This is a genomic window from Nocardiopsis sp. LDBS1602, assembly GCF_035818715.1.
GTDB lineage: Bacteria > Actinomycetota > Actinomycetes > Streptosporangiales > Streptosporangiaceae > Nocardiopsis > Nocardiopsis alba.
In genome coordinates this window covers 217,921-238,223 of the sequence record NZ_JAYLVW010000007.1, presented here as the reverse complement: position 1 = coordinate 238,223, position 20,303 = coordinate 217,921, and the positions used below count along the sequence as shown (strand labels likewise).

Below are 20,303 nucleotides of genomic sequence, written 5' to 3'. Positions count from 1 at the left end.
GAAACAATCACGCTTCCCGTACAAGCTCCGGAACCAGTGCCCCGTTCTGCTCTTCCGTGGAAGGCTTTGTTCGCGTTCGCACCGTTTCCGGTGTTTCCCGCTGTGTTGTGTCTTTACTTTATCAGGTATTCCGTGTCCCGCAACTCGGCGGTTTTCGGTGTTCCCGATCGGGGTAAAGCCCGATTTCGCTTTTCTTTCGAGTTCCGCGTTTCCGCGTCCCTTTTCGGAAGAAGCGACTCTGCGAGTTTACATGCTCCGAGCACTGCTCGAACCAGGCTTGATCGAAGAGGTGAGACCGGCCCGCCCGCGGAAGATTCCGCGTTCGTCTCGCTCGGTCTTCACCAACTGTACCCCCGGGTGGGAGTGCTCGTGACGGGTTCGGAGAAACTCTCCGGTGTCGTGGCTTACACGTCCACCGAGCGCCCCGTGACCCGCCCCGAACGTCCCCTCGTCAGAGCTTCTCGATCGGGGCGTACTTGACCAGGAAGTCCTTCTCCCCGATGTCGGCGCCGAAGTCGATGCGCGCCTTGGTCTTGTCCCCGGCCCCGTCGACCAGCTGGACCCGCCCCATACCGAAGGAGTCGTGGTTCACCAGATCGCCGACGCTGAGCGTGGGGGCCTCCTTGGCCGCCTTCTTACGGCCTCCCCCGAAGGTCCCGCCGAAACCGCCACCGCCGAAGCCACCGCCTCGACCGCCACCGATCCCGCGCGAGGGCGGGGCCGCCAGGGACGATTCGGCGCGCCGCCAGTCGACGAGTTCCGAGGGGATCTCGTCCAGGAAGCGGGAGGCCGGGTTGTAGGAGGGGGTCCCCCAGGCGCTGCGCACGGCGGCCCGACTGACGTAGAGCCTCTCCTGCGCACGGGTGATCCCCACGTAGGCCAGGCGCCGCTCCTCCTCCAACTGGGTCTTGTCCCCCAGGGTCCGGGTGTGCGGGAAGACTCCGTCCTCCATACCGGTGAGGAAGACGACCGGGAACTCCAGCCCCTTGGCGGCGTGCAGGGTCATCAACGTGACCACGCCGCCCTCGTCGTCCTCGTCGGGGATCTGGTCGGTGTCGGCGACGAGGGAGACCCGCTCCAGGAAGTCCACGAGTGTGGGCTCGCCCGGGTCGATCCCCTGGTTCTCGGCACCTTCGAGGGCGGCCTCGTCCTCGATGAGCGCGGCGAAGGTGTTCTCGAACTCCCGGGCCACGTCGACGAACTCCTCCAGGTTCTCCACCCGGCTCTCGTCCTGGAGGTCCTTGGACTCGGCGAGCTCGGACAGATACCCGGTCTTGCCGAGCACCGCCTCGACGATCTCGGCCGGTGTGCTCCCCGGGACGCCCTCGGAGAGCTCGTCGAGCAGCGCGGTGAAGTTGCGGACGGCGTTGGCCGAACGGGTCGCGATCCCCGGGGCCTCGTCCACCCGGCGCAGCGCCTGGGCGAACGTGATCCGTTCCCGGGCGGCGAACAGCTCGATGGACTCCTCGGCCCTGGCCCCGATCCCCCGCTTGGGGACGTTGAGGATGCGGCGCAGACTGACCGTGTCCTCGGGGTTGGCGAGCACCCTCAGGTAGGCGAGGATGTCGCGGATCTCCTTGCGCTCGTAGAAGCGCACTCCGCCGACGATCTTGTACGGCAGTCCCGTCCGGACGAAGACGTCCTCGAACACACGCGACTGGGCGTTGGTCCGGTAGAACACCGCGACCTGCCCGGGGCGAACGACGCCCTCGTCGTTGAGCCTGTCGATCTCCCCGACCACGAACGCCGCCTCGTCGTGTTCGTTGTCGGCGACGTAACCGGTGATCCTGGGGCCTTCGCCCTGTTCCGACCACAGGTTCTTGGCGGGTCGGCCCTCGTTGCGATCGATGACCGTGTTCGCGGCCGAGAGGATGTTCTGGGTGGAGCGGTAGTTCTGCTCCAACAGGATGGTGCGCGCGTCGGGGAAGTCGCGCTCGAACTCCAGGATGTTGCGAATGGTGGCGCCGCGGAAGGCGTAGATCGACTGGTCCGCGTCGCCCACCACGCACAGTTCGGCGGGCGGGACCACGCCGGTATCGGAGCCCTCGGCGGCACCGACCAGTTCGCGGACGAACACGTACTGGGCGTGGTTGGTGTCCTGGTACTCGTCGACCATGACGTGCCGGAAACGGCGCCGATAGTACTCGGCGACGTCCGGGTACATCTGGAAGAGGTTGACCGCGACCATGATGAGGTCGTCGAAGTCCATGGCGCCGGACTCGTGGAGACGGCGCTGGTAGAGCCGGTAGGCCTCGGCGAGCTTCTTCTCCTGCTCGGTCTGCGCCTGTTCGGCGAAGGTGTCGTAGTCGATGAGCTCGTTCTTGAGGTTGGACACCTGGAAGCCGAAGGACTTGGGCGGGAACCTCTTGGGGTCCAGGTCCATCTCCTTGCACACCAACTGCATGAGCCGCGCGGAGTCGGCGGAGTCGTAGATGGTGAACCCGCTCGGGTATCCGAGTCGGTGCGCCTCCCTGCGCAGGATGCGCACGCACGCCGAGTGGAAGGTCATCGTCCACATGGTGTTGGCGGCGCGGGTGCCGAGGAGCGCCTGGATGCGTTCCTTCATCTCGGCGGCGGCCTTGTTGGTGAAGGTGATCGCGAGGATCTCCCCTGGACGCACCCCGCGTTCGGCCATGAGATAGGCGACGCGATGGGTGAGGACACGGGTCTTTCCAGAACCGGCGCCCGCCACGATCAGGAGGGGGGAACCCGCGTGCGTCACGGCTTCGCGCTGGGGACCGTTCAGACCTTCGAGAAGTTGCTCTTGGGAGGACACGTCTACCAGGTTACGACCGACCGACGACGTCGCCGGCCACGCCCGGTGTCCGGGGCGGCTTAGTCTGGTTTTCCACCAGGTGAGCCTTTCGCCCACCTGACGCATGTCCTGATCGGGGGAGATTGGTCTTGGCAGACCGGGAGACCATACGCGTGTTCGTCGACTGCGACCCGGGGATCGACGACGCCGTCGCGCTCGCGTACCTGGCCGCACGTCCCGAGGTGGAGATCCTCGGAGTCGGCGCGGTGTTCGGCAACAACACCGTGGAGGTGACCGCGAGCAACGCGCTGCGGCTGTTGGACCTGTACGGTCGCCCGGGCGTCCCGGTCGCGGTCGGCGCGGAGCGTCCGCTGGTGCAGCCCCCTCGTCTGGCCGAACACGTCCATGGCGGTAACGGCCTGGGCGATGTGGAGCTGCCCGAACCGGCGCGTGAGCCGGTGGCGGAGTCCGCGGCGGAGTTGCTCGTGCGTCTGGCCCGGGAGAACCCGGGCGAGCTGGACGTGCTGGCGGTCGGTCCGCTCACCAACCTGGCGATCGCGCTGTCCTTGGAGCCGCGCCTGCCGCGTCTGGTCCGTCGCCTGGTGGTGATGGGCGGCGCCGTCGAGACGGCGGGGAACGTGACCTCGCACGCCGAGGCCAACATCGTCAACGACCCCGAGGCGGCCGAGGCCGTGTTCGCCGCCGGGTTCGACCTCGATCTGGTGGCGCTGGACATCACGATGCGCACGGTGGCCACCGGCGAGTGGCTGGACCGGCTCAAGGAGGTGCCCGGCGATCGCGCCCGGCACACCTCGGCCTTCCTGGACTTCTACGCCGACTTCTACAAGGGGATCTTCGGTGTGCGTCAGTGCGCCATGCACGACCCCTTGGCCGCGGCGGTGCTGGTCGACCCCCACCTGGTCACCGAGGCCTTCGACGCCCCGATCCGGGTGGAGCTGGCCGGGTCGCTGACCCGGGGCATGACCGTGGCGGACCGTCGTCCTCGCCCGAGCGCCGACGAGCGCCGCGCGACGCGGGTGGTCGTCTCGGTGTCCGAGGAGGAGTTCCTGAAGCGGATGCTCGACGCGCTGCGCTGAGCCCCGCCTCTCACGGCCGTCCGCCGCCGGGTTCAGACCAGGCGGCGGGCGGTGGCCCAGCGGCTCAGCTCATGCCGGTTGGAGAGCTGGAGTTTGCGCAGTACCGAGGAGACGTGCGTCTCGACCGTCTTGACCGAGATGAACAGCTCCTTGGCGACCTCCTTGTAGGCGTACCCGCGGGCGATGTGCCGCAGGACCTCGCGCTCACGCTGGGTGAGGCGGTCCAGCTCGGGGTCGACCGGGGGCGCGTCGGTCGCCGAGAAGGCGTCGAGCACGAAGCCCGCCAGCCGCGGTGAGAACACCGCGTCCCCGTCGGCGACACGGACGATGGCGTCGGCCAGTTCCCTACCGGAGATGGTCTTGGTGACGTAGCCGCGGGCACCGCCGCGCACCACGCCGATGACGTCCTCGGCCGCGTCGGAGACCGACAGGGCCAGGAAGCGGATCCCGGGGTTCTTGGCGAGGACGCGCCGGAGCACCTCCACCCCTCCGCCACCGGGCAGGTGGACGTCGAGGAGAACGAGGTCGGGGCGGGTCTCGTTGATCACGTGCACGGCGCTGTCGACGTCGCCGGCCTCACCGATGACCTCGACGGCGTCACCGAGCTCGCCGCGTACACCGCTGCGGAACAGACGGTGGTCGTCCACGATCACGACGCGGGGAATCGCGTCTCCGTCACTGAAGGTCGTGCTCTCTTCTCCCACACGAACGACCTTACCCCCGTGCCGGTCCCATCACAGTTCCGGGATGCGGGGCATGGTGAGCTGAACCTCGGTGCCCTCCCCCGGAGCGGTGCGGATGCGCGCGGAGCCTCCGTGGCGTTCCATTCGACCGATGATGGAGCCGCGCACCCCCATGCGGTCCTCCGGGATGGCCTCGAGGTCGAACCCTTCCCCCCGGTCGCGGACGAAGACGAGGACCTCGCGTTCCTCCACCTCTCCGAAGACGGAGATACCGGAGCCTCCCGCGTACTTGGACGCGTTGACCATCGCCTCTCGGGCGGCCCTGAGCAGGGCGCCGAGACCGTCGTCCATGGGGCAGTCGCCCACGCAGACCACCTCGATGGGGACGCCGTGCTCCTCCTCGACCTCGGCGGCGACGCGTTCGAGGGCGGGAGAGACGGTGGTCTCCGCGTCGGCGGGACGTTGGTAGAGCCAGCTGCGCAGGGCGCGTTCCTGGACGCGGGCCAGGCGTTGGACCTCTCGGGGGTCCTCCGCCCGCCGTTGGATGAGGGTGAGGGTGTGCAGCACGGAGTCGTGGATGTGCGCGGCGAGTTCGGCGCGTTCGGCGTTGCGGATGCGCTCTCGGCGCTCGGCGTCGCGTTCGCGGACGAGGCCGATGATCCAGGGCGCGGCGACCAGGGAGATGCCCGCGAGCAGGGTGAGCGCGAAGCTGAGTCCGGCACGGGCGTCCTGGAGCTGCTGTTGGAAGACCATGAAGCCGATGACGCCGATGACGATGAGCAGGACGCCCGTGCCGGTGCGCATGAGGCCTTTGGGGCCGGCGCGGCTGACGGTGCTGGCCATCCATTCGTCGCGTTCGGCCGGATTGGCCTGCTGCCACAGGATCGTGGCGCCCAGGGCGCCGAAGATGATGAACCAGAGCAGTGGGTCGAAGACCCCGCCGAAGATCATGAAGAGCACGCCGAAGGCGGCGGCGAGACCGACGTAGGCGATGATCTGGGAGATGTCCCGGCCCTTGCGCCGCTGTTCCTCGGAGCCTTCGGGCCGGTCCTCGACCTCTTCTCGGGGCAGGGCGAAGTACAGGGCCGCGTACACGGCCAGCCCTATGCCTCCGACGGTCAACGCCATGAGGGCGAGCCGCACCACGACCGGGTCGATGCCCAGGTGGCGGGCCACGCCGGCGGCGACCCCTCCGAGGAGGCGGCCCTCGACCGCCCGGGTCAGCCGCGGGGTCTCCGCGGCCGTCGTCTCCACCGCCCGCTCACCGCCTTCGTCCGATCGCTCCGTACGGACGCGCCCGCGTGACGCGGCGCCTCCGGTTACCTGCCCTCTCCAAGCATGCCCTGTGGTCGACGCGCCGACATCGGGGACGCACCCCTGGTCCGCGGCGCACGCCGGTCAGGGTGTGCTCAGGGTCGTCCCGGATTCCCTCTGGGACGTATCAGGGGCGACGATGGTTCCATGAGGAAGGTGCGGTGAGCGACGATGACCGACGGTGAGGCCCAGAGTCCTCCGGCCGAGGCCGGGGACGCCGTCGATCCTCCGGAGACCGGCCCCGGTCTGCGGCGCGACGACGACCGGCGGGTGATCGCCGGTGTGTGCGCCGGTCTGGGCGCCTACACGGGGGTCGACCCGGTCCTGTGGCGGACGGGTTTCGCCTTGACCGCCTTCGCCGGTGGCACGGGCCTGTTGTTGTACGTCGCGGCGTGGATGTTGATGCGCGACCCCCAGGGCGGACCGGCCACGTTCGAGCAGATGTTGGACCGGGCCATCCCGTCCAGGGCCGTCCCCCGCCTGTTGGCCGTGGGGTTGATGGGCGCGACCGCGCTGAGTCTGGTGGGCGGTTTCGGCTGGGCGACGTTGGTGTTGGCGATTCCACTGGTGTTGGGCCTGCTGACCGCGCGTGCGCGGGGCATGGAGCTGCGTTCGGTCCTGTCGGGGCTCCGCGCGGACCTGGCCAGACGGGATCCGCCACCGACCGGACCGGTACCGCAGCCGAGCGCGGCCTACTACAACCCGGCTCAGCCGTGGGCCTCCGCTCCGCACGGACCGGTGGATCTGGCCGTGGTCTCGGAGCGCACCTCACGGGACGCCGAATCCGACGACGACCTCGACGACCCCGCGGATGACGAGGAGGACGCTCCCGAAGGGCGTGATGACGGGAAGGGCGGCGAGGGCTGCTTCGAGAGACGGAGCCGTCCCTCCCCCCTGGCCTCGCACGCGCTGTGGACCGTGGTGACCATGGCGGTCGCGCTGGTCGTGGCCGCCCCCCATCTGGGGTCGGTGTTCCACGGGGCGGGGAGTACGGACCTGCTGTTCGGTCCGGTGTACGGCCTCTACTTCATGGCGGCGGCGGTCGCGGTGGTCGGCGTGTTCTCGCTGATCGGCACGTGGGCGGGCAACACGCGCGGACTGTTGTTCCTGGGGACGCTCGCCGTCCTGGGCGCGGTCCTGGTGGGAACGTTCGATCTTCCTCGGGCGAAGGTGGGCGAGGCGGTCTGGGAGCCGGAGACGGTCGCCCACGTCGAGGGGGAACCGATGCGTCTGAACCTGGGCCGGGGGGTCCTGGACCTGAGCCGGCTCGGTTCCTCACTGGAGGCGGGACAGAGCGTGGACGTGGCGGCCCGGGTGGACCACGGCGTGCTGGTCGTGGTGCTCCCCGAGGACGCGCGGGTCGACCTGACCGCGGGCGCCGGCTGGGGCATGATCGACCCGACCGGCGCGGGGGCGGACGAGATGTACGGGGCCGACCTGACCTACGAGGAGGTCTTCGACCCGCCGGAAGGCGGCGCGAAGGACGAACCGAACGGGCCCGAGACGGGAACCGAGGAGGAACCCGAGACGAGCGGGACTGACGAGACGCCCGTGATCAATGTGAACGCGGAGACCGCGGGTGGAGTAGTGGAGGTTCGATATGGCCAAGCGCGGGATTGACGTCGGCTCGCTGATCGCCGGGGTGATGTTCCTCGGTCTGGCGGTCGTGCTCGTCGTCCGGGGCGGCGGCTCCTGGGACTTCGACCTCCTGTGGCTGATCCCGGTGCTCTTCACCGGTCTCATCCTGGTGGGGGTCGCGAGGGCCCTCCTGAGGTCGAGGGCGCGATCCTCCGAGGGGACCCGGGCCCCGGATCGGAGCGAGCGGGCCGCCCCCGAGGACTGATCCGCTACTCGGGACGCTGTTCGGCGATGGCGGCGAACCCCTCGATGCCCAGGGACTCCCCGCGCGCCTTCGGGTCCACGCCGGCGGCGCGCAGGGCCTCCTCCGCGGCCGGGGCCGAGCCGGCCCAACCCGCGAGGGCCGCGCGCAGGGTCTTGCGGCGCTGCGCGAAGGCGGCGTCGATGACCTCGAACACCTCCCGCCGGGAGGCCTTGGTGGTCGGAGCGGGTCGGCGGATCAGCTCCACCAGGCCGGAGTCGACGTTGGGGGCGGGCCAGAACACGTTGCGTCCCACGGCTCCGGCCCGGCGCGCGGAGGCGTACCAGGCGACCTTGGCGGAGGGCACCCCGTAGATCCGGCCGCCGGGGGTGGCGGTGATCCGGTCGGCGACCTCGGCCTGCACCATCACCAGGACCCGTTCGAGCCCGGGCAGGAGTTCGAGCAGGTGCAGCAGGACGGGGACCGACACGTTGTAGGGCAGGTTGGCCACCAGTGCGGTCGGCTCGGGGCCGGGGAGTTCGGTGACGCGCATGGCGTCGCCGGGGACGACGGTGAGCCGGTCGGCGAGTTCGGGCGCGTGCGCGGCGACGGTCCCCGGCAGGGCCTCGGCCAGAGCGGGGTCGATCTCGATCGCGGTGACCCTGCGCACGTGCGGGAGCAGGGCGAGGGTGAGCGAGCCGAGTCCCGGACCCACCTCGACGACCACGTCGTCCTCGCCGACGTTCGCGACGCGAACGATGCGGCGGACGGTCCCGTGGTCGATGACGAAGTTCTGGCCCAGGGTCTTGGTGGGCCGGATGCCGAACCGTTCGGCCAGCGCCCGCACGTCGGCGGGGGTGAGCAGGCGGGAACGGTCGTCGGGGTCGGGTGCGGATGTCTGTGTCACCCACACATCTTGCCGGCAGCCGCCCACCCGCTCGTCCCTGTGTCAGTCGAAGAGGTGGATCCCGCAGTGGGGCCACTGGCTCCGCCAGTCTCCGCCCACGCTGTCGTAGAGCAGTTGGGCGCGCATGGTCTGTTCCTCCGGGCTCGCGTCGGAGGGCAGCCCGCTACCGCCGACCGAGGCCCAGGTCCGCGGACTGAACTGGTAGAGGCCGTAGTAGCCGCCCGCCGAGTTGACGGCGGCGGGGTCCCCTCCGGATTCGCAGGCGGCGAGCCCGGCCCAGTCGAGTCCGGCCGCCTCTCCACCGACCTCGGGGAGGTCCGCGGTCGCCTCCTCGACCTTGGTGCCGATCTCCACCAGCCCCGCCACCGGTTCGGTGACGATCTCCTCGGAGAGTGCGTGTTCGACCTCCTCCCCCTCACGCAGGACGGTCGCCGTGGTGACCTCCTTGAGGCCGTCCTCGGGTTCGGTGACGACCTCGCGTTCCCCTTCGGGCAGGTCGGGGTTCTCCCGTTCCACGATCTCGGCCTCGATGACCACCTCCTCCGTCTCGGGTTCACCGATCACGGGCAGGACGTGGACGACCATGTCGGGCTCGGCGGGTTCGTCGAGGTCGGGGGTGACGACGTCGTGCTCGCCCGGTTCCACCCCGGCGGCCTCCAGGACGTCGGCGACGGTCTCTCCGGTGGTGCGCGTCTCGGAGCGGATCGTGTCGTACACGACGACCATGCGGGGCGCTCGGCCGGCGGTGACGGTCAATCCATCGGAGGGGATGGCGGTGTCGTGGGCCTGGGAGAGTTCGACGCCCTCGGGGTCCAGACCGATCTGGCGGAGCCCCTCTCCGAGGGTCGCGGCGTTGACCCGATGTTCCAGGCGGCGACCGTCGAGTTCGACGGTGAGGTCGCGCGGCGAGCGGACGATGACGTGGTCTCCGCCACCGATCGGGGTGTCCGGGGAGGGGGCGACGATGTCGTGGTCGTCGAGGGTGATCCCCGCGGAGTCGAGGACGTCCTGGACCGTGCCGCCGAAGGTGTGGACGGTGCTCCGTTCCCCGTTGGCGTCGAGGGTGACGCTCTTGTCCATGGCCAGGGCGGTGCCGCCGCAGGCCAGGGCGAGGGCCCCGGCGACGGAGGCGGCGATCAGGAGGAGGGGCGGGGAGGAGCGTGTACGCCTGCGTCCCTTGGCGCGACGTCCACCTCGTCCCTTTTTCCTTCCGGGGTTTTCGGACATGACCTTCTCACTCTTCTCCGGCACGGGAAAGGCAGGGGTTCTGTCACCGTTCCGGGGGCCGTCCGGGCGAATGCCGGCTTTGTCCCCCGCGATCGGGATCGCCGTTCGACCATCCCTCGAGAGCAGGGTTCGACGTCCTCTTACGTGGGGGTTCCGCGCAGGAGGACGAGGGGCGCGAAGGCGAGTAGGACGACATTAACATCGGGGCGAGTTCTCCTTTTGTTATTAGCCGAAAATCGAACCACGCGGCGCTCCGTTAAGCCATATCTCCCCTTTTCTTCTTTTCGGCTCCACCCGTCGTGTCCAGGACGCGCTCCGCGACGGATCTGGCGTCCGCGCCGCTCGGGCTGCACAATGAACCGAACCCCGTTCTAGTCAGCTCGCGTTCGAAAGGCACCCATGGGACCCCTCAACGGAATCCGCGTCGTCGAGTTCACGGGCCTCGGCCCCGCACCCATGACGGGCATGCTCCTCGCCGACCTGGGGGCCGACGTCGTCCGGATCGACCGCCCTCAGGCCGCCGAGGCCATGCGCTCCGGCGCCCCCGGCCCGCACATGTGCGAGGGCCGGGCCGTGGTCGGGATCGACCTCAAGTCGGAGGAGGGGCGGGAGACCGCCCGCGACCTGATCGGCCGGGCCGACGTCCTCCTGGAGGGCTTCCGTCCCGGGGTCATGGAACGGCTCGGACTGGGCCCCGACGACTGCCACGAGATCAACGCCCGCCTCGTGTACGCGCGGGTCACCGGCTGGGGACAGGACGGCCCCCTGGCCCACACCGCGGGCCACGACATGAACTACGTGTCCGTGAACGGGGCCCTGCACTCCATCGGACGCGCCGACGGCCCCCCGATCCCCCCGATCAACCTCCTCGGCGACTTCGGCGGAGGCACCATGTTCACGATCACCGGGATCCTCGCCGCCCTCGTGGAACGGCAGACCTCCGGACGCGGCCAAGTGGTCGACGCGGCCATGGTGGACGGGGTCTCCCTGTTGATGTCGATGGTGCACGAGGACCGTTCGCGCGGCGCGTGGAGCGACGAGCGCGGCACCAACTACCTCGACACCGGTGCCCCCTGGTACGACGTCTACGAATGCGCGGACGGACGGCACCTCTCCGTCGGGTGCATCGAACCGAAGTTCTACCGGGCCTTCCTGGAAGGGGTCGGGCTGGCCGAGGAGGATCTCCCCGAGCAGTGGGACACCGAGAACTGGCCCGCGCTCCGGGAACGCTTCGCGAAGGTCCTGCGCACACGCACCCGGGACGCGTGGGGGCGGATCTTCGAGGGGACCGACGCCTGCGTGATGCCGATCCTGTCCATGGAGGAGGCCCCCGACCATCCGCACGTGCGCTCCCGCGGCTCACTCGTGCGCGAGAAGGGGCGGATCGTGGCCGGACCCGCGCCCCGGTTCGATCGGACCCCCGGAGGGGTCACCCGGGGCGGACCGCTCCCCGACATCGACGAGGTTCTGCGCGATTGGGGCGTCACGGACTGAGCGGACGCCCGGAATCGCCGTTGTCATCGTTTTCCCACGACGAGCCGCGCAGGTCACTAGGGTGAGCGCGACCAGAGGGTGATTCGTGCGATCGGGGGGCCGCCATGTCACCGAGTCCTGTGCTCGGCACGCGTTGGGGAGGACGACTGTGCGCGCTCCTTCTGGCCGCGGCGGTCCTCGCGGGCGCGGCGCCCGCCGCGGCCGCCGAGGGTCCGACGCCGAGGGCGCCGAAGGGACGGGAGGCCCCGGTCGTCCTGGTGGGGATCCCGGGGCTGCTCTGGGAGGACGTCACCCCCGAGCACACGCCCACCCTGTGGGAGATGGCCGGGGACGGGGCGATCGGCAACGTATCGATCCGCACCGCCACCTCCCGGACCTGTCCCACCGACGGCTGGCTCTCGGTGTCGGCCGGCCAGCGCGCCCTGTCCGAGCGGGAACGGTTCACCGTGTGCGAACCGGCCCCCGCGCCCGTGAGCGACGGCTCGGGCGCCTCCGTTCCGGGCTACGACTCCTACATCGAGCAGAACCTGGCCTCCCCCTTCTCCGCGCCCGTGGGCATGCTCGGCCAGACCGTGCGCGACGAGGGCGGGCTCACCTTGGCGGCCGGCCCCGGGGCGGCCCTGGGCGCGGCCGACACCTCGGGACGTGTCGACCACTACCTGCCCTCGGCACGGGAGCTCACCCGTGAACGTCTGGAAGGGGTGTCCCTGGCCGTCGTGGAGCTGCCCGAGCTCACCCGCCTGTACCCCGACCCCGCGACCACCACCGACGGGGAGGGCGACCCCGACCCCGAGGACGTCCCCGAGTGGGTACGCGAAGAGGCGTTGGAGACCCTCGACTCCCGAATGTCGTCCCTGATCGGAGCGCTTCCCACCGGTTCCTCCCTGATGGTGGTCGGGGTGTCCATGGACACCGGGCCCTCACGTCTGACCGTCGCCATGAACGGGGAGATGACCGCCCAGGGCCTGGCCGGTCCGCACTCCTATCTGGCCTCGGAGTCCACCCGCCGCCCCGGGCTGGTGGTCCTGACCGACACCACCGCGACCGTGCTCGACGCGCTGGGCATGCGGGCCCCCGCGCCCACGGGAGGACGGGTCTGGCAACTCGACCAGCGCCCGGCGACCACGGAGGCCGCCATCGGTCGACTGGTCGACTTCAACACCGCGGCGGTGGTCGTGGGCGCCTCGATCCCGGGCTTCTTCAGCGGCCTGGTCGCCCTTCAGCTGCTGATCTACGCCGCGGCCGCCTACGCCCTGCACCGGTACTCGGACGGGGAACGGAGCAAACGGGCCCTGGTCCTGTCGATCACCCGCGTCGTCGCCCTGGCCGGGGCGGCCTTCCCCGTGGCGAGCTACCTGGCCAACCTCATCCCGTGGTGGGCGGCGACCACTCCCCCTCTGGCCCTGCTGACCTCGGTACTGGCCGTGGACGCCCTGGTCGTGGCGCTGGCGATGGCGGGACCCTGGCGCCGCACCATCCTCGGGCCGATGACGGTGGTGGCGGGCGCCACCACCCTGGTGCTGTTCCTGGACCTGTGCTTCGGCGCGAACCTCCAGATGAACTCCCCCACCGGATACTCACCGATCGTGGCGGGACGTTTCTACGGGATCGGCAACATCGCGTTCGCGACCTTCGCCACCGGCATGCTCATGGCGGTGGCCGGGATCGCGCACATGCTGATCGGACGTGGCCGACGGCGGACCGCGGTGGTCACGACGCTGATCATCGGGGTGTCCTCGGTCCTGATCGTCGGCTGGCCGGGGTTGGGCACCGACTTCGGCGGCGTGATCGCCCTCATCCCGGGGCTGGCTGTGACCACGATGATGATCGCGGGGATACGGATCACCCTGCCGCGCCTGGTCGTGATCGGCGTGACCTCTCTCACGGTGATCGCCCTTCTGTCCTGGATGGACTACCTGCGGCCGATCGAGGAGCGCAGCCACTTCGGCGCGTTCGCGGCCCAGGTCGTGAACGGGGAGGCCGGTACCGTCCTGGCCCGCAAGCTCGGAGCGATGTTGGGGACCCTCGGCAACTGGCAGCTCACCCTGCTCTCGGCCGGCGCCCTGCTGTTCCTCTTCGCGGCCCTCAACCGGCCGACGAACTGGCGGATCGGGGCGCTCCAGCGGGCCTACGAGTACGCTCCCACGCTGCGTGCGGGCCTCACCGGCTCCCTGGTGACCGCGCTCGTCGGGTTCGCCGCCAACGACTCCGGTGTGGCCATCCCGGCCTTGGCGTTGACCGTGGCGGTCCCGCTCACCCTGTCGGCGTGCGTGTGGGCGCTCCAGCAACAGGAGCGGTCACCCGAACCGGACACCGATATCGACGGAACGGAATGCCTACGAAAGGCGTGATCGTGTACACCATCGCGTACGGAAAGCGACAGGTCCACGGGCACGACCCGGCGTCTCTCACGTCACGAATAGGCTACGGCCCTGTGGTAAAGTCCGAGGCTGAACGACCCCGGTGACACGGCACCGCACCGAGCTTTCGGGGAGACGGCCCGGCGGGAGGATCCGGACCGTCCGCCTTCGGTGTCGTCCCGCGCGAGGGAATGTCCGTCGGCACCGGTGGGTTCTCCTGTGCAAGGGGCCGAACGCCGTCGAAGACGGTGGCGACGAGCGGTCCCGTCCCATCGCACACCGAGTCTCCCTGCCCTTGAGCACCCGGTCATCGCCGATGACCCACGGCACCGGGAACTCGGGCCCCGGCCCGAACGTTCCCAGAACGCTGTGCTTTTCCGAGTAATCCAGGCGAGAAAGGCGTTTCCTCCCCGGCTTTCGATCCGGGGCACCACGCAAGGAACTTGATGAACCATCAGCTTGGCTCACGCGTCAACGCAACCAACGCACCGGTCACCACGCGCCCCCGGTGGGGCGACGTATGGTCTGCCTCGCCGACCTATCGGGCAAGGCCCGAGTTCGCCGGAGTCGCAATGCCCGACCTGAACATCTCCTCCACCCTCCACGAGTCCGGACGTGTCCTGACCCTGGACGGGGAGATCGACATGGCCACCGAGGCCCGCTTCCAGGACGCGGTCACCGAGGCGCTGACGACACAGCCCTTCGGCCGTGTGGTGCTGGACTGCACCGACCTGAGGTTCATCGACTCCAGCGGCCTGCGCGTGCTGATCCGTGCCCACAAGGCCGCCAAGGAGCAGCAGGCCCTTCTGGTGATCGCCGCCGCCCAGCCGCGCATCGTCCAGACGTTGCGCGTGACCTCCCTGGACACCCGTATCCCGGTGTTCGACTCGGTGGCCCAGGCCCTGGCCGCCCCGCAGAGCGCCTGACCCCCACGACGACGAAGGCCCCGCGTCCGCACGCGGGGCCCCTTTTCCGTGTCCGAAGGCCCTCCGGGCCCCCTCGGATCAGAAGAACAGCATCCACACTCCCAAGAGGGTGACGGCGGCGTTCACCAAGAGGAACACCATCACCCAGAAGGTCCCGGGCAGTCCCGTCAACCGGGCGAGCTGGTCGGCGTCGGAGTGCGGGGAGGGCTGACGCATCCGCTGGCTCTGGAGCTCGATGACGGGACGCACCCCGGCGAAGAGCAGGAACCAGATGAACAGGTAGGCGAAGGCCGCCTGGACCTCGTGCGGGGTGAACCAGCTCACGCCGAAGACGACGGCGCCGGTGGCCACGATCGAGATCACGCCGTAGAGGTTGCGGATCATCAGGAGCATGGCGGCGAGCACCACGATGCTCAGCCACAGGAGAGCGGTGATCCTCCCCGCCATCAGCATGAGGATGCCGAGGAGGCCGATGACGCTCGGCGCGACGTAGCCGGCGAAGACCGTGAGGATCATGCCGATACCGGTGGGTCTACCCCGGGAGACCGTCACCCCCGAGGTGTCGGAGTGCAGCCGGATCCCGGTGAGCTGACGGCCGCTGAGCAGAGCGACGAGGGCGTGACCGCCCTCGTGGGCGATGGTGACGACGTTGCGCGCCACCCGCCAGGGCTGACCGAGCAGGACGACGGCCAAGGCCACCGCGGCCGCCCCGATGATGATCCACTGATCCGGATGGGGTTGGACGGACAGCACGTCCTGCCACACGTCACCCAAGCTGGTTCCACCCACTGGTCTCCCGACTCCCTGCGTCGACCGATTCCTCGTCAGCGGGCCCGCTCAGCCGACGCCGCGGTGGCCGGGAGGCGCACGGGCGCGCGGGCCCTTGCCGAACTTTAGGGCATCGCGCGAGTGCTACGACGGCCCGGTCCCGACCCGGGCGAACGGACCGGGGCGCCGGTCCGGAGCACGCTCCGGCTCAGTCCCGCTCGGCCTCGCGCTTGAGCAGTCGCAGACTGCCCTCGATCGAGCGCGCGTTCCGGGCCGGGGCGCCGGACATCATGTAGAAGAACGTGTGGCCCCAGGTGTAGTCGAAGGTCTGGGTGACCCGCGTCCCTTCGCCGTCGAGTTCCTCCAGCTCGTACCGCCAGCGGTGCGAACCCACGTGTTTCCACGCGATGACCCGGTTCTCCTCGAACTCCACCACCCGGTTGGTCATCCGGTAGGGCAGCCCCATCATCCGCATGTCCATGCCGAACTCCGAGCCGAGTTCCAGCCGTTCCGGGCCGGAGACCGCCTTCAGGACGGTGCCGGAGCCGTCCAGGAGAGGGTGCTTCCCCGGCGAGGCGATCAGGTCGAAGATCCTCTTGGCCGGAGCGTCGATCACGATGCTCCGGGCCACCATGTGTTCAGCCATGCACGCATCATGTCACCGGCTCGGGAGCGCTCCGACCCGGGTCGGTGGGGACGGTCCTCATTCCCGCACGTCGTGGCGTTCCACACCGGCGAGCCCGCCGTCGACGGACATGTGCAGTACCCAGAACGACCCCTTGCGCAGCCCCAACTGTTGGGACAAGGGGGCGCCGGCACGGGTGAGCGCCTCGGCCATCAGCGCGGGGACCAGTTCGCCGTGGGTGCACACGACGGTGGGCCTTCTCTCCGTGATGATCTCCGCGAACACCCGTCGGGCCTCGTCGACGTCGTACCCTCGGCCACCCCGGCCCACGGTGAGGGCCCGTTCGGTGACCATGGGCGCGTCGAACCCGACCGTGTACGGCAGCAGCGACTCCGCGCAACGGGCCGCCGCCGAGGAGACCACGCGCGGCCGCCCGTAGGCGGCCAGGACGTCCGGCAGGGCCGCCGCGTCGGCCCTGCCGGTCTCGTCGAGCGGACGCAGCAGGTCGTCACCGGCCCAGGCGCGTTTCTCCCCCGCGGACAGATGCCGCAGAAGGACGATCGGGAAGGTCTCCGCGGGGCCCGCGCGGAAGTTGTCGACGACCTGGACGTCGTGGTCGTAGGTGAGCCGTTCCCGCGCCTCCTGGACCGGGACCCACTCGACGGCCTCGATCTCCTCGTTGGGCTCGTAGTCGATCGCCCCGCCGCCCCCTTCGGGAACGGCCGCCCACCACTCCACCTGCTTGGGCCAACCGTTCTTGAGGTAGCGCTGGGGAGGCAGCCGACGGCCGAGCAACGGCCTCAGCCCCGTCTCCTCCTCCACTTCGCGTACCGCGCCCGTGATGGGGTGTTCACCGTTCTTGAGCTTGCCCTTGGGCAGGGACCAGTCGCCGCGACCGGGACGGCGGATGAGGACGATCTCGCGCCCCCGGTCCCCGTCACGCCACAGCACCGCCCCACCGGCGCGGATGGGTTCCAGGTATCCGCCCACCGCGGTGTCCCGGGGAGGGAAGGCGCTGGTCACCCTGATGTCGGTCGTACCGTTCCCGGAGCCGGTCCCGTGACCGCTCATCCTCCGTCCACCACCCGCAGGTGACGGTCGCCGCGCAGGGCCTCCTGGAGGTCGATCAAGGGCTGTCCGTTCTCGTCGTGGGTGACCCGGGTCCACGAACCGTCGGGTTCGAGACGCCAGGAGGAGGTTCCGTCGGCCATCGCCAGGTCCATCAGACCCACCAGCCTCCGGCACTGCTCGGGGTCGGCGATCCTGACCAGCGCCTCGACACGTCGGTCCAGGTTGCGGGGCATCAGGTCGGCGCTGCCGATCCACACCTTGGGGCGGCCTCCGTTCTCGAAGACGAACACGCGGGAGTGCTCCAGGAAACGGCCGAGGATACTGCGGACGTGGATGTTCTCGGAGAGCCCGGGGACCCCCGCGCGCAGGACACAGCTCCCCCGGACCCACAGGTCGACCCGGACCCCGGCGAGGGAGGCCCGATAGAGGGCGTCGATGATCTCCTCGTCCACCAGGGAGTTCACCTTGATCCGCACACGTGCCGCACCACCCTCGCGGGCGGCCGCGATCTCCTCGTCGATCTGTCGCAGCAGCCCTTGTCGCAGGGCGGCGGGCGCCACCAGGAGTCGTCGGTAGTGCTTCTTACGGGAGAACCCGGTGAGGCTGTTGAACAGGTCGCTGACATCCTCGCCCACCTCGTCTGCGGCGCTGAACAGACCGAGGTCCTCGTAGACGCGCGCGGTGCTCGGGTTGTAGTTACCGGTGCCGACGTGGCAGTAGCGGCGGAGCAGACCGTCGTCGTCCTGACGGATCACCATGGACAACTTGCAGTGCGTCTTGAGTCCGACCACGCCGTAGACCACGTGGCAGCCCGCGCGTTCGAGTTTGCGGGCCCACTGGATGTTGTTCTGTTCGTCGAAGCGGGCCTTGACCTCGACCAGGACCACGACCTCCTTGCCGGCCCGGGCCGCCTCGATGAGCGATTCGACGATGGGGGAATCACCGCTGGTCCGGTACAGGGTCTGTTTGATCGCCACGACCTTGGGATCGGTGGCGGCCAGGGAGAGGAACCGTTCCGTGGTGGTGGCGAACGACTCGTAGGGGTGGTGGACCAGGACCTCGCGTTCCCTGATGGTGGCGAACAGGTCTCCCGAGGTGAGCGAGCGGGGTTCGCCCGGGACCATCGGCGGATAGCGCAGGTCGGGGCGGTCCGCGTCGGCGATCTGGGCGAGCCCGGCCAGGTTGAGCGGCCCGGGGACCCGATAGATCTCCTCCTCCTCGGCGCCGAGCTCCTCGGTGAGGATGGCCAGGACCTCGTCGCTGATGGTCCGCTCCACCTCCAATCGCACGAGGGGACCGAACCTACGGCGCAGGAGTTCGTTCTCCAGCGACTGCACGAGGTCGTCGGTCTCGTCCTCGTCGACCTCCAGGTCCGCGTTGCGGGTGACCCGGAAGGCGTGGTGCTCGACCACGTGCATGCCCTCGAAGAGCTGGGGCAGGTGGGCGGCGATGATGTCCTCGACCGGGACGTATCGGCCACCGCTGCTCGTGGCCGGTTCGATGAACCTCGGAAGGGAGGCGGGCACCTTGACCCTGGCGAACATCTGACGGTCGTCGTCCGGATCCCGAACGGTGACGGCGAGGTTGAGGGAGCGGCCCGAGATGTAGGGGAAGGGGTGGGCCGAGTCGACGGTGAACGGTGTCACCAGGGGGTAGACGGAGCGGCGGAAGTACCCGTGGAGGTACTCGCGCTCGGCGGTGTCGAGCTCGTTCCAGCGGACGATGCCGATGCCCTCCTCCGCCAAGGCGGGGGCGACGCTCTCCTCGAAGCAGGCGATCTGACGGACCACGAGTTCGTGGGTGACCTTGGAGACGCGTTCCAGCAGATCCCGGGGGTGGTGGCCGCTCGAGGAGGCGACGAAGAGGCCGGTGGCCAGGCGCCGTTTGAGGCCGGCGACCCGGACCATGAAGAACTCGTCGAGGTTGCTGGAGAAGATCGCGAGGAATCGCGTCCGTTCGAGCAGCGGTATGTCCTCGTCCTCGGCCAGTTCGAGGACCCGCTGGTTGAAACGGAGCCACCCCTCCTCCCGGTCCATGAACCTGTCGGACGGTAGTTCCGCGGTGCCGAGTTCCGCCTCTGTCGGCGCTGATTCCGTGCTCACAGTGGGCAGACTCCCCCTTTTCCATGACCACACGGTGACACTCCCGCAAGGGGAAGATGACCGCGGTGCGACCCCTGTGGGTCTTCTCTACCCATATGCCCGATGACCCTCGGGTCGTACCGGGTGAAATCTCCGCCATGGCGCGAAGACTTCGCAGGTGGCGCCGGTTCAGATACCGATCTGGAGATCCGGCGGCAGGATCAGCACGAAGACCGCCAGACGCATGAGGACGTTGATCCAGGTGTTGCGGAAGCAGGCCCACAGGTATCCGTAGAGCACGCTCGCCGCACCGTAGGTGAGCATGGCCATGCCGATGTCGTGCGTCAGGTCGTGCTCCGGCGGCAGCTGGGCCACCGCGTCATAGGGCTGGATGAGCGCGTAGGTCAGCGCGAAGACCGCCGAGGTGATCACGATGCCGCCCCAACGGCCCAGGAGGATCTCCAACCGGGTCTGCATCATGCATCGGAAGAAGATCTCCTCGCAGACCGCGATCAGGGCGAAGGCGAACAGCATCGCGTACAGGGTCAAGGACGGCGGGGGCAGCCCGATGTGCGGCAGGATCAGGTAGCCCATCATCCCGACCGCCAGGGCGACGGGGGCCAGGCCCAGCCAGCGCCAGGGTTCGCTCACCCCGAGCGCGATCGCGGGCATGGCGGTGCCCTTGCCCTCGACGGTGATGCCGGAACGGTCCAGGATCAGCAGCGGGATCGCGAAGAGGAACAGGAGTCGGGACACCAGCGAGGCCGACATGGCCAGGTCCGGGGTGGTCCCGGTCTCCTCGCCGTAGACCCGCAGGACCCCCGAGATCAGCATCATCGACAGGATGAAGCCGATGAGCATGAGCCCCTGCCAGAGCAGCTCCCGGTTGAGGGGGTGGCCGTCCATGGCCCCCACCACGCGTCGGTCCAGCTCGTCCCGTCGCCCCAGCCCCCGCGACAACCCCCAGGCCACGACGCACGCCACCAGCATCGGTATCCAGGAGATCAGCAGCAGGACGGCCGAGTCCCCGAAGACCTCGGAGCGAAGGACGGGGCTGAGGATCAGTGGCCCGATGATGAGGACCGCCGCGACACCGAGCGTCCACGCGAGCCCCCATCTTCGCACTATGGTCACAAGAGTCCCCCCTGTCTCAGAACACACATTCTGCACCAGGGA

The 20,303-nt window shown here is 69.4% G+C and carries 16 protein-coding genes; 6 read left to right on the top strand and 10 right to left on the bottom strand.

The genetic code is table 11. The features are described from left to right. Nucleotides 1–451: 451 nt before the first annotated feature. Nucleotides 452–2,776, bottom strand: a complete 2,325-nt coding sequence (pcrA, locus tag U9J66_RS20515; protein WP_041561852.1) for a DNA helicase PcrA — start codon at nucleotides 2,774–2,776, stop codon at nucleotides 452–454. Nucleotides 2,777–2,922: 146 nt separating this feature from the next. Here pcrA and U9J66_RS20510 point away from each other — a divergent pair, with 146 nt between their 5' ends. Then, nucleotides 2,923–3,852 carry a nucleoside hydrolase gene (locus tag U9J66_RS20510; RefSeq protein ID WP_026125306.1) on the top strand — a complete coding sequence of 310 codons (930 nt, stop codon included), beginning with the start codon at nucleotides 2,923–2,925 and terminating at the stop codon, nucleotides 3,850–3,852. Between the two features lie 32 nt (nucleotides 3,853–3,884). Here the strand turns inward: U9J66_RS20510 and U9J66_RS20505 are convergent, their stop codons facing one another. After that, entirely contained in the window at nucleotides 3,885–4,556 is a 672-nt protein-coding gene (locus U9J66_RS20505; RefSeq protein WP_014912170.1) for a response regulator, read from the bottom strand. Between the two features lie 30 nt (nucleotides 4,557–4,586). Further along, complete coding sequence (locus U9J66_RS20500; RefSeq protein ID WP_161111237.1) at nucleotides 4,587–5,789, bottom strand: ATP-binding protein; 1,203 nt, start codon at nucleotides 5,787–5,789, stop codon at nucleotides 4,587–4,589. 231 nt (nucleotides 5,790–6,020) lie between these two features. On the opposite strand from U9J66_RS20500, the gene U9J66_RS20495 reads away from it, so the two are divergent. Next, nucleotides 6,021–7,469 (top strand): PspC domain-containing protein, encoded by a 1,449-nt coding sequence (locus U9J66_RS20495; protein ID WP_326338418.1) that lies wholly within the window; start codon nucleotides 6,021–6,023, stop codon nucleotides 7,467–7,469. Then, nucleotides 7,450–7,692 (top strand): hypothetical protein, encoded by a 243-nt coding sequence (locus tag U9J66_RS20490; RefSeq protein WP_014909007.1) that lies wholly within the window; start codon nucleotides 7,450–7,452, stop codon nucleotides 7,690–7,692. Before U9J66_RS20495 ends, U9J66_RS20490 begins: the two co-directional genes overlap by 20 nt. A 4-nt stretch (nucleotides 7,693–7,696) precedes the next feature. Here U9J66_RS20490 and rsmA read toward each other — a convergent pair whose 3' ends face one another. Both rsmA and U9J66_RS20480 read right to left on the bottom strand, forming a co-directional pair. Continuing rightward, nucleotides 7,697–8,581 carry a 16S rRNA (adenine(1518)-N(6)/adenine(1519)-N(6))-dimethyltransferase RsmA gene (gene rsmA, locus U9J66_RS20485; RefSeq protein ID WP_326338417.1) on the bottom strand — a complete coding sequence of 295 codons (885 nt, stop codon included), beginning with the start codon at nucleotides 8,579–8,581 and terminating at the stop codon, nucleotides 7,697–7,699. Between the two features lie 36 nt (nucleotides 8,582–8,617). Continuing rightward, nucleotides 8,618–9,802: a resuscitation-promoting factor gene (locus U9J66_RS20480; protein WP_161111235.1), complete on the bottom strand. Its 1,185-nt coding sequence runs from the start codon at nucleotides 9,800–9,802 to the stop codon at nucleotides 8,618–8,620. Between the two features lie 399 nt (nucleotides 9,803–10,201). On the opposite strand from U9J66_RS20480, the gene U9J66_RS20475 reads away from it, so the two are divergent. From U9J66_RS20475 to U9J66_RS20465, 3 genes are all read left to right on the top strand, one after another. Then, complete coding sequence (locus U9J66_RS20475; RefSeq protein ID WP_326338415.1) at nucleotides 10,202–11,296, top strand: CaiB/BaiF CoA transferase family protein; 1,095 nt, start codon at nucleotides 10,202–10,204, stop codon at nucleotides 11,294–11,296. Between the two features lie 104 nt (nucleotides 11,297–11,400). Next, the gene (locus tag U9J66_RS20470; protein WP_202421546.1) at nucleotides 11,401–13,647 is read left to right on the top strand and encodes a hypothetical protein; all 2,247 of its coding nucleotides are present in this window, start codon (nucleotides 11,401–11,403) and stop codon (nucleotides 13,645–13,647) included. A 581-nt stretch (nucleotides 13,648–14,228) separates the two neighbouring features. Continuing rightward, on the top strand, nucleotides 14,229–14,582 hold the full coding sequence (locus tag U9J66_RS20465; protein WP_014909058.1) for an STAS domain-containing protein: 354 nt from the start codon (nucleotides 14,229–14,231) through the stop codon (nucleotides 14,580–14,582). 78 nt (nucleotides 14,583–14,660) lie between these two features. On the opposite strand, the gene U9J66_RS20460 is transcribed toward U9J66_RS20465, so the two are convergent. From U9J66_RS20460 to U9J66_RS20440, 5 genes are all read right to left on the bottom strand, one after another. Beyond that, a complete protein-coding gene (locus tag U9J66_RS20460) occupies nucleotides 14,661–15,356 on the bottom strand; it encodes a M50 family metallopeptidase (protein WP_014912420.1) in 696 nt (231 codons plus the stop codon). Between the two features lie 202 nt (nucleotides 15,357–15,558). After that, nucleotides 15,559–15,996, bottom strand: coding sequence for an SRPBCC family protein (locus U9J66_RS20455; protein WP_014913443.1), 438 nt, complete (start codon nucleotides 15,994–15,996; stop codon nucleotides 15,559–15,561). Nucleotides 15,997–16,053: 57 nt separating this feature from the next. Beyond that, nucleotides 16,054–17,046: an NUDIX hydrolase gene (locus U9J66_RS20450; protein WP_326338413.1), complete on the bottom strand. Its 993-nt coding sequence runs from the start codon at nucleotides 17,044–17,046 to the stop codon at nucleotides 16,054–16,056. Continuing rightward, nucleotides 17,043–19,148 (bottom strand): RNA degradosome polyphosphate kinase, encoded by a 2,106-nt coding sequence (locus tag U9J66_RS20445; protein WP_326338411.1) that lies wholly within the window; start codon nucleotides 19,146–19,148, stop codon nucleotides 17,043–17,045. The genes U9J66_RS20450 and U9J66_RS20445 overlap by 4 nt, the downstream gene beginning before the upstream one ends. A 168-nt stretch (nucleotides 19,149–19,316) precedes the next feature. Further along, nucleotides 19,317–20,252: a CPBP family intramembrane glutamic endopeptidase gene (locus tag U9J66_RS20440; RefSeq protein WP_161111231.1), complete on the bottom strand. Its 936-nt coding sequence runs from the start codon at nucleotides 20,250–20,252 to the stop codon at nucleotides 19,317–19,319. Nucleotides 20,253–20,303 lie beyond the last annotated feature (51 nt).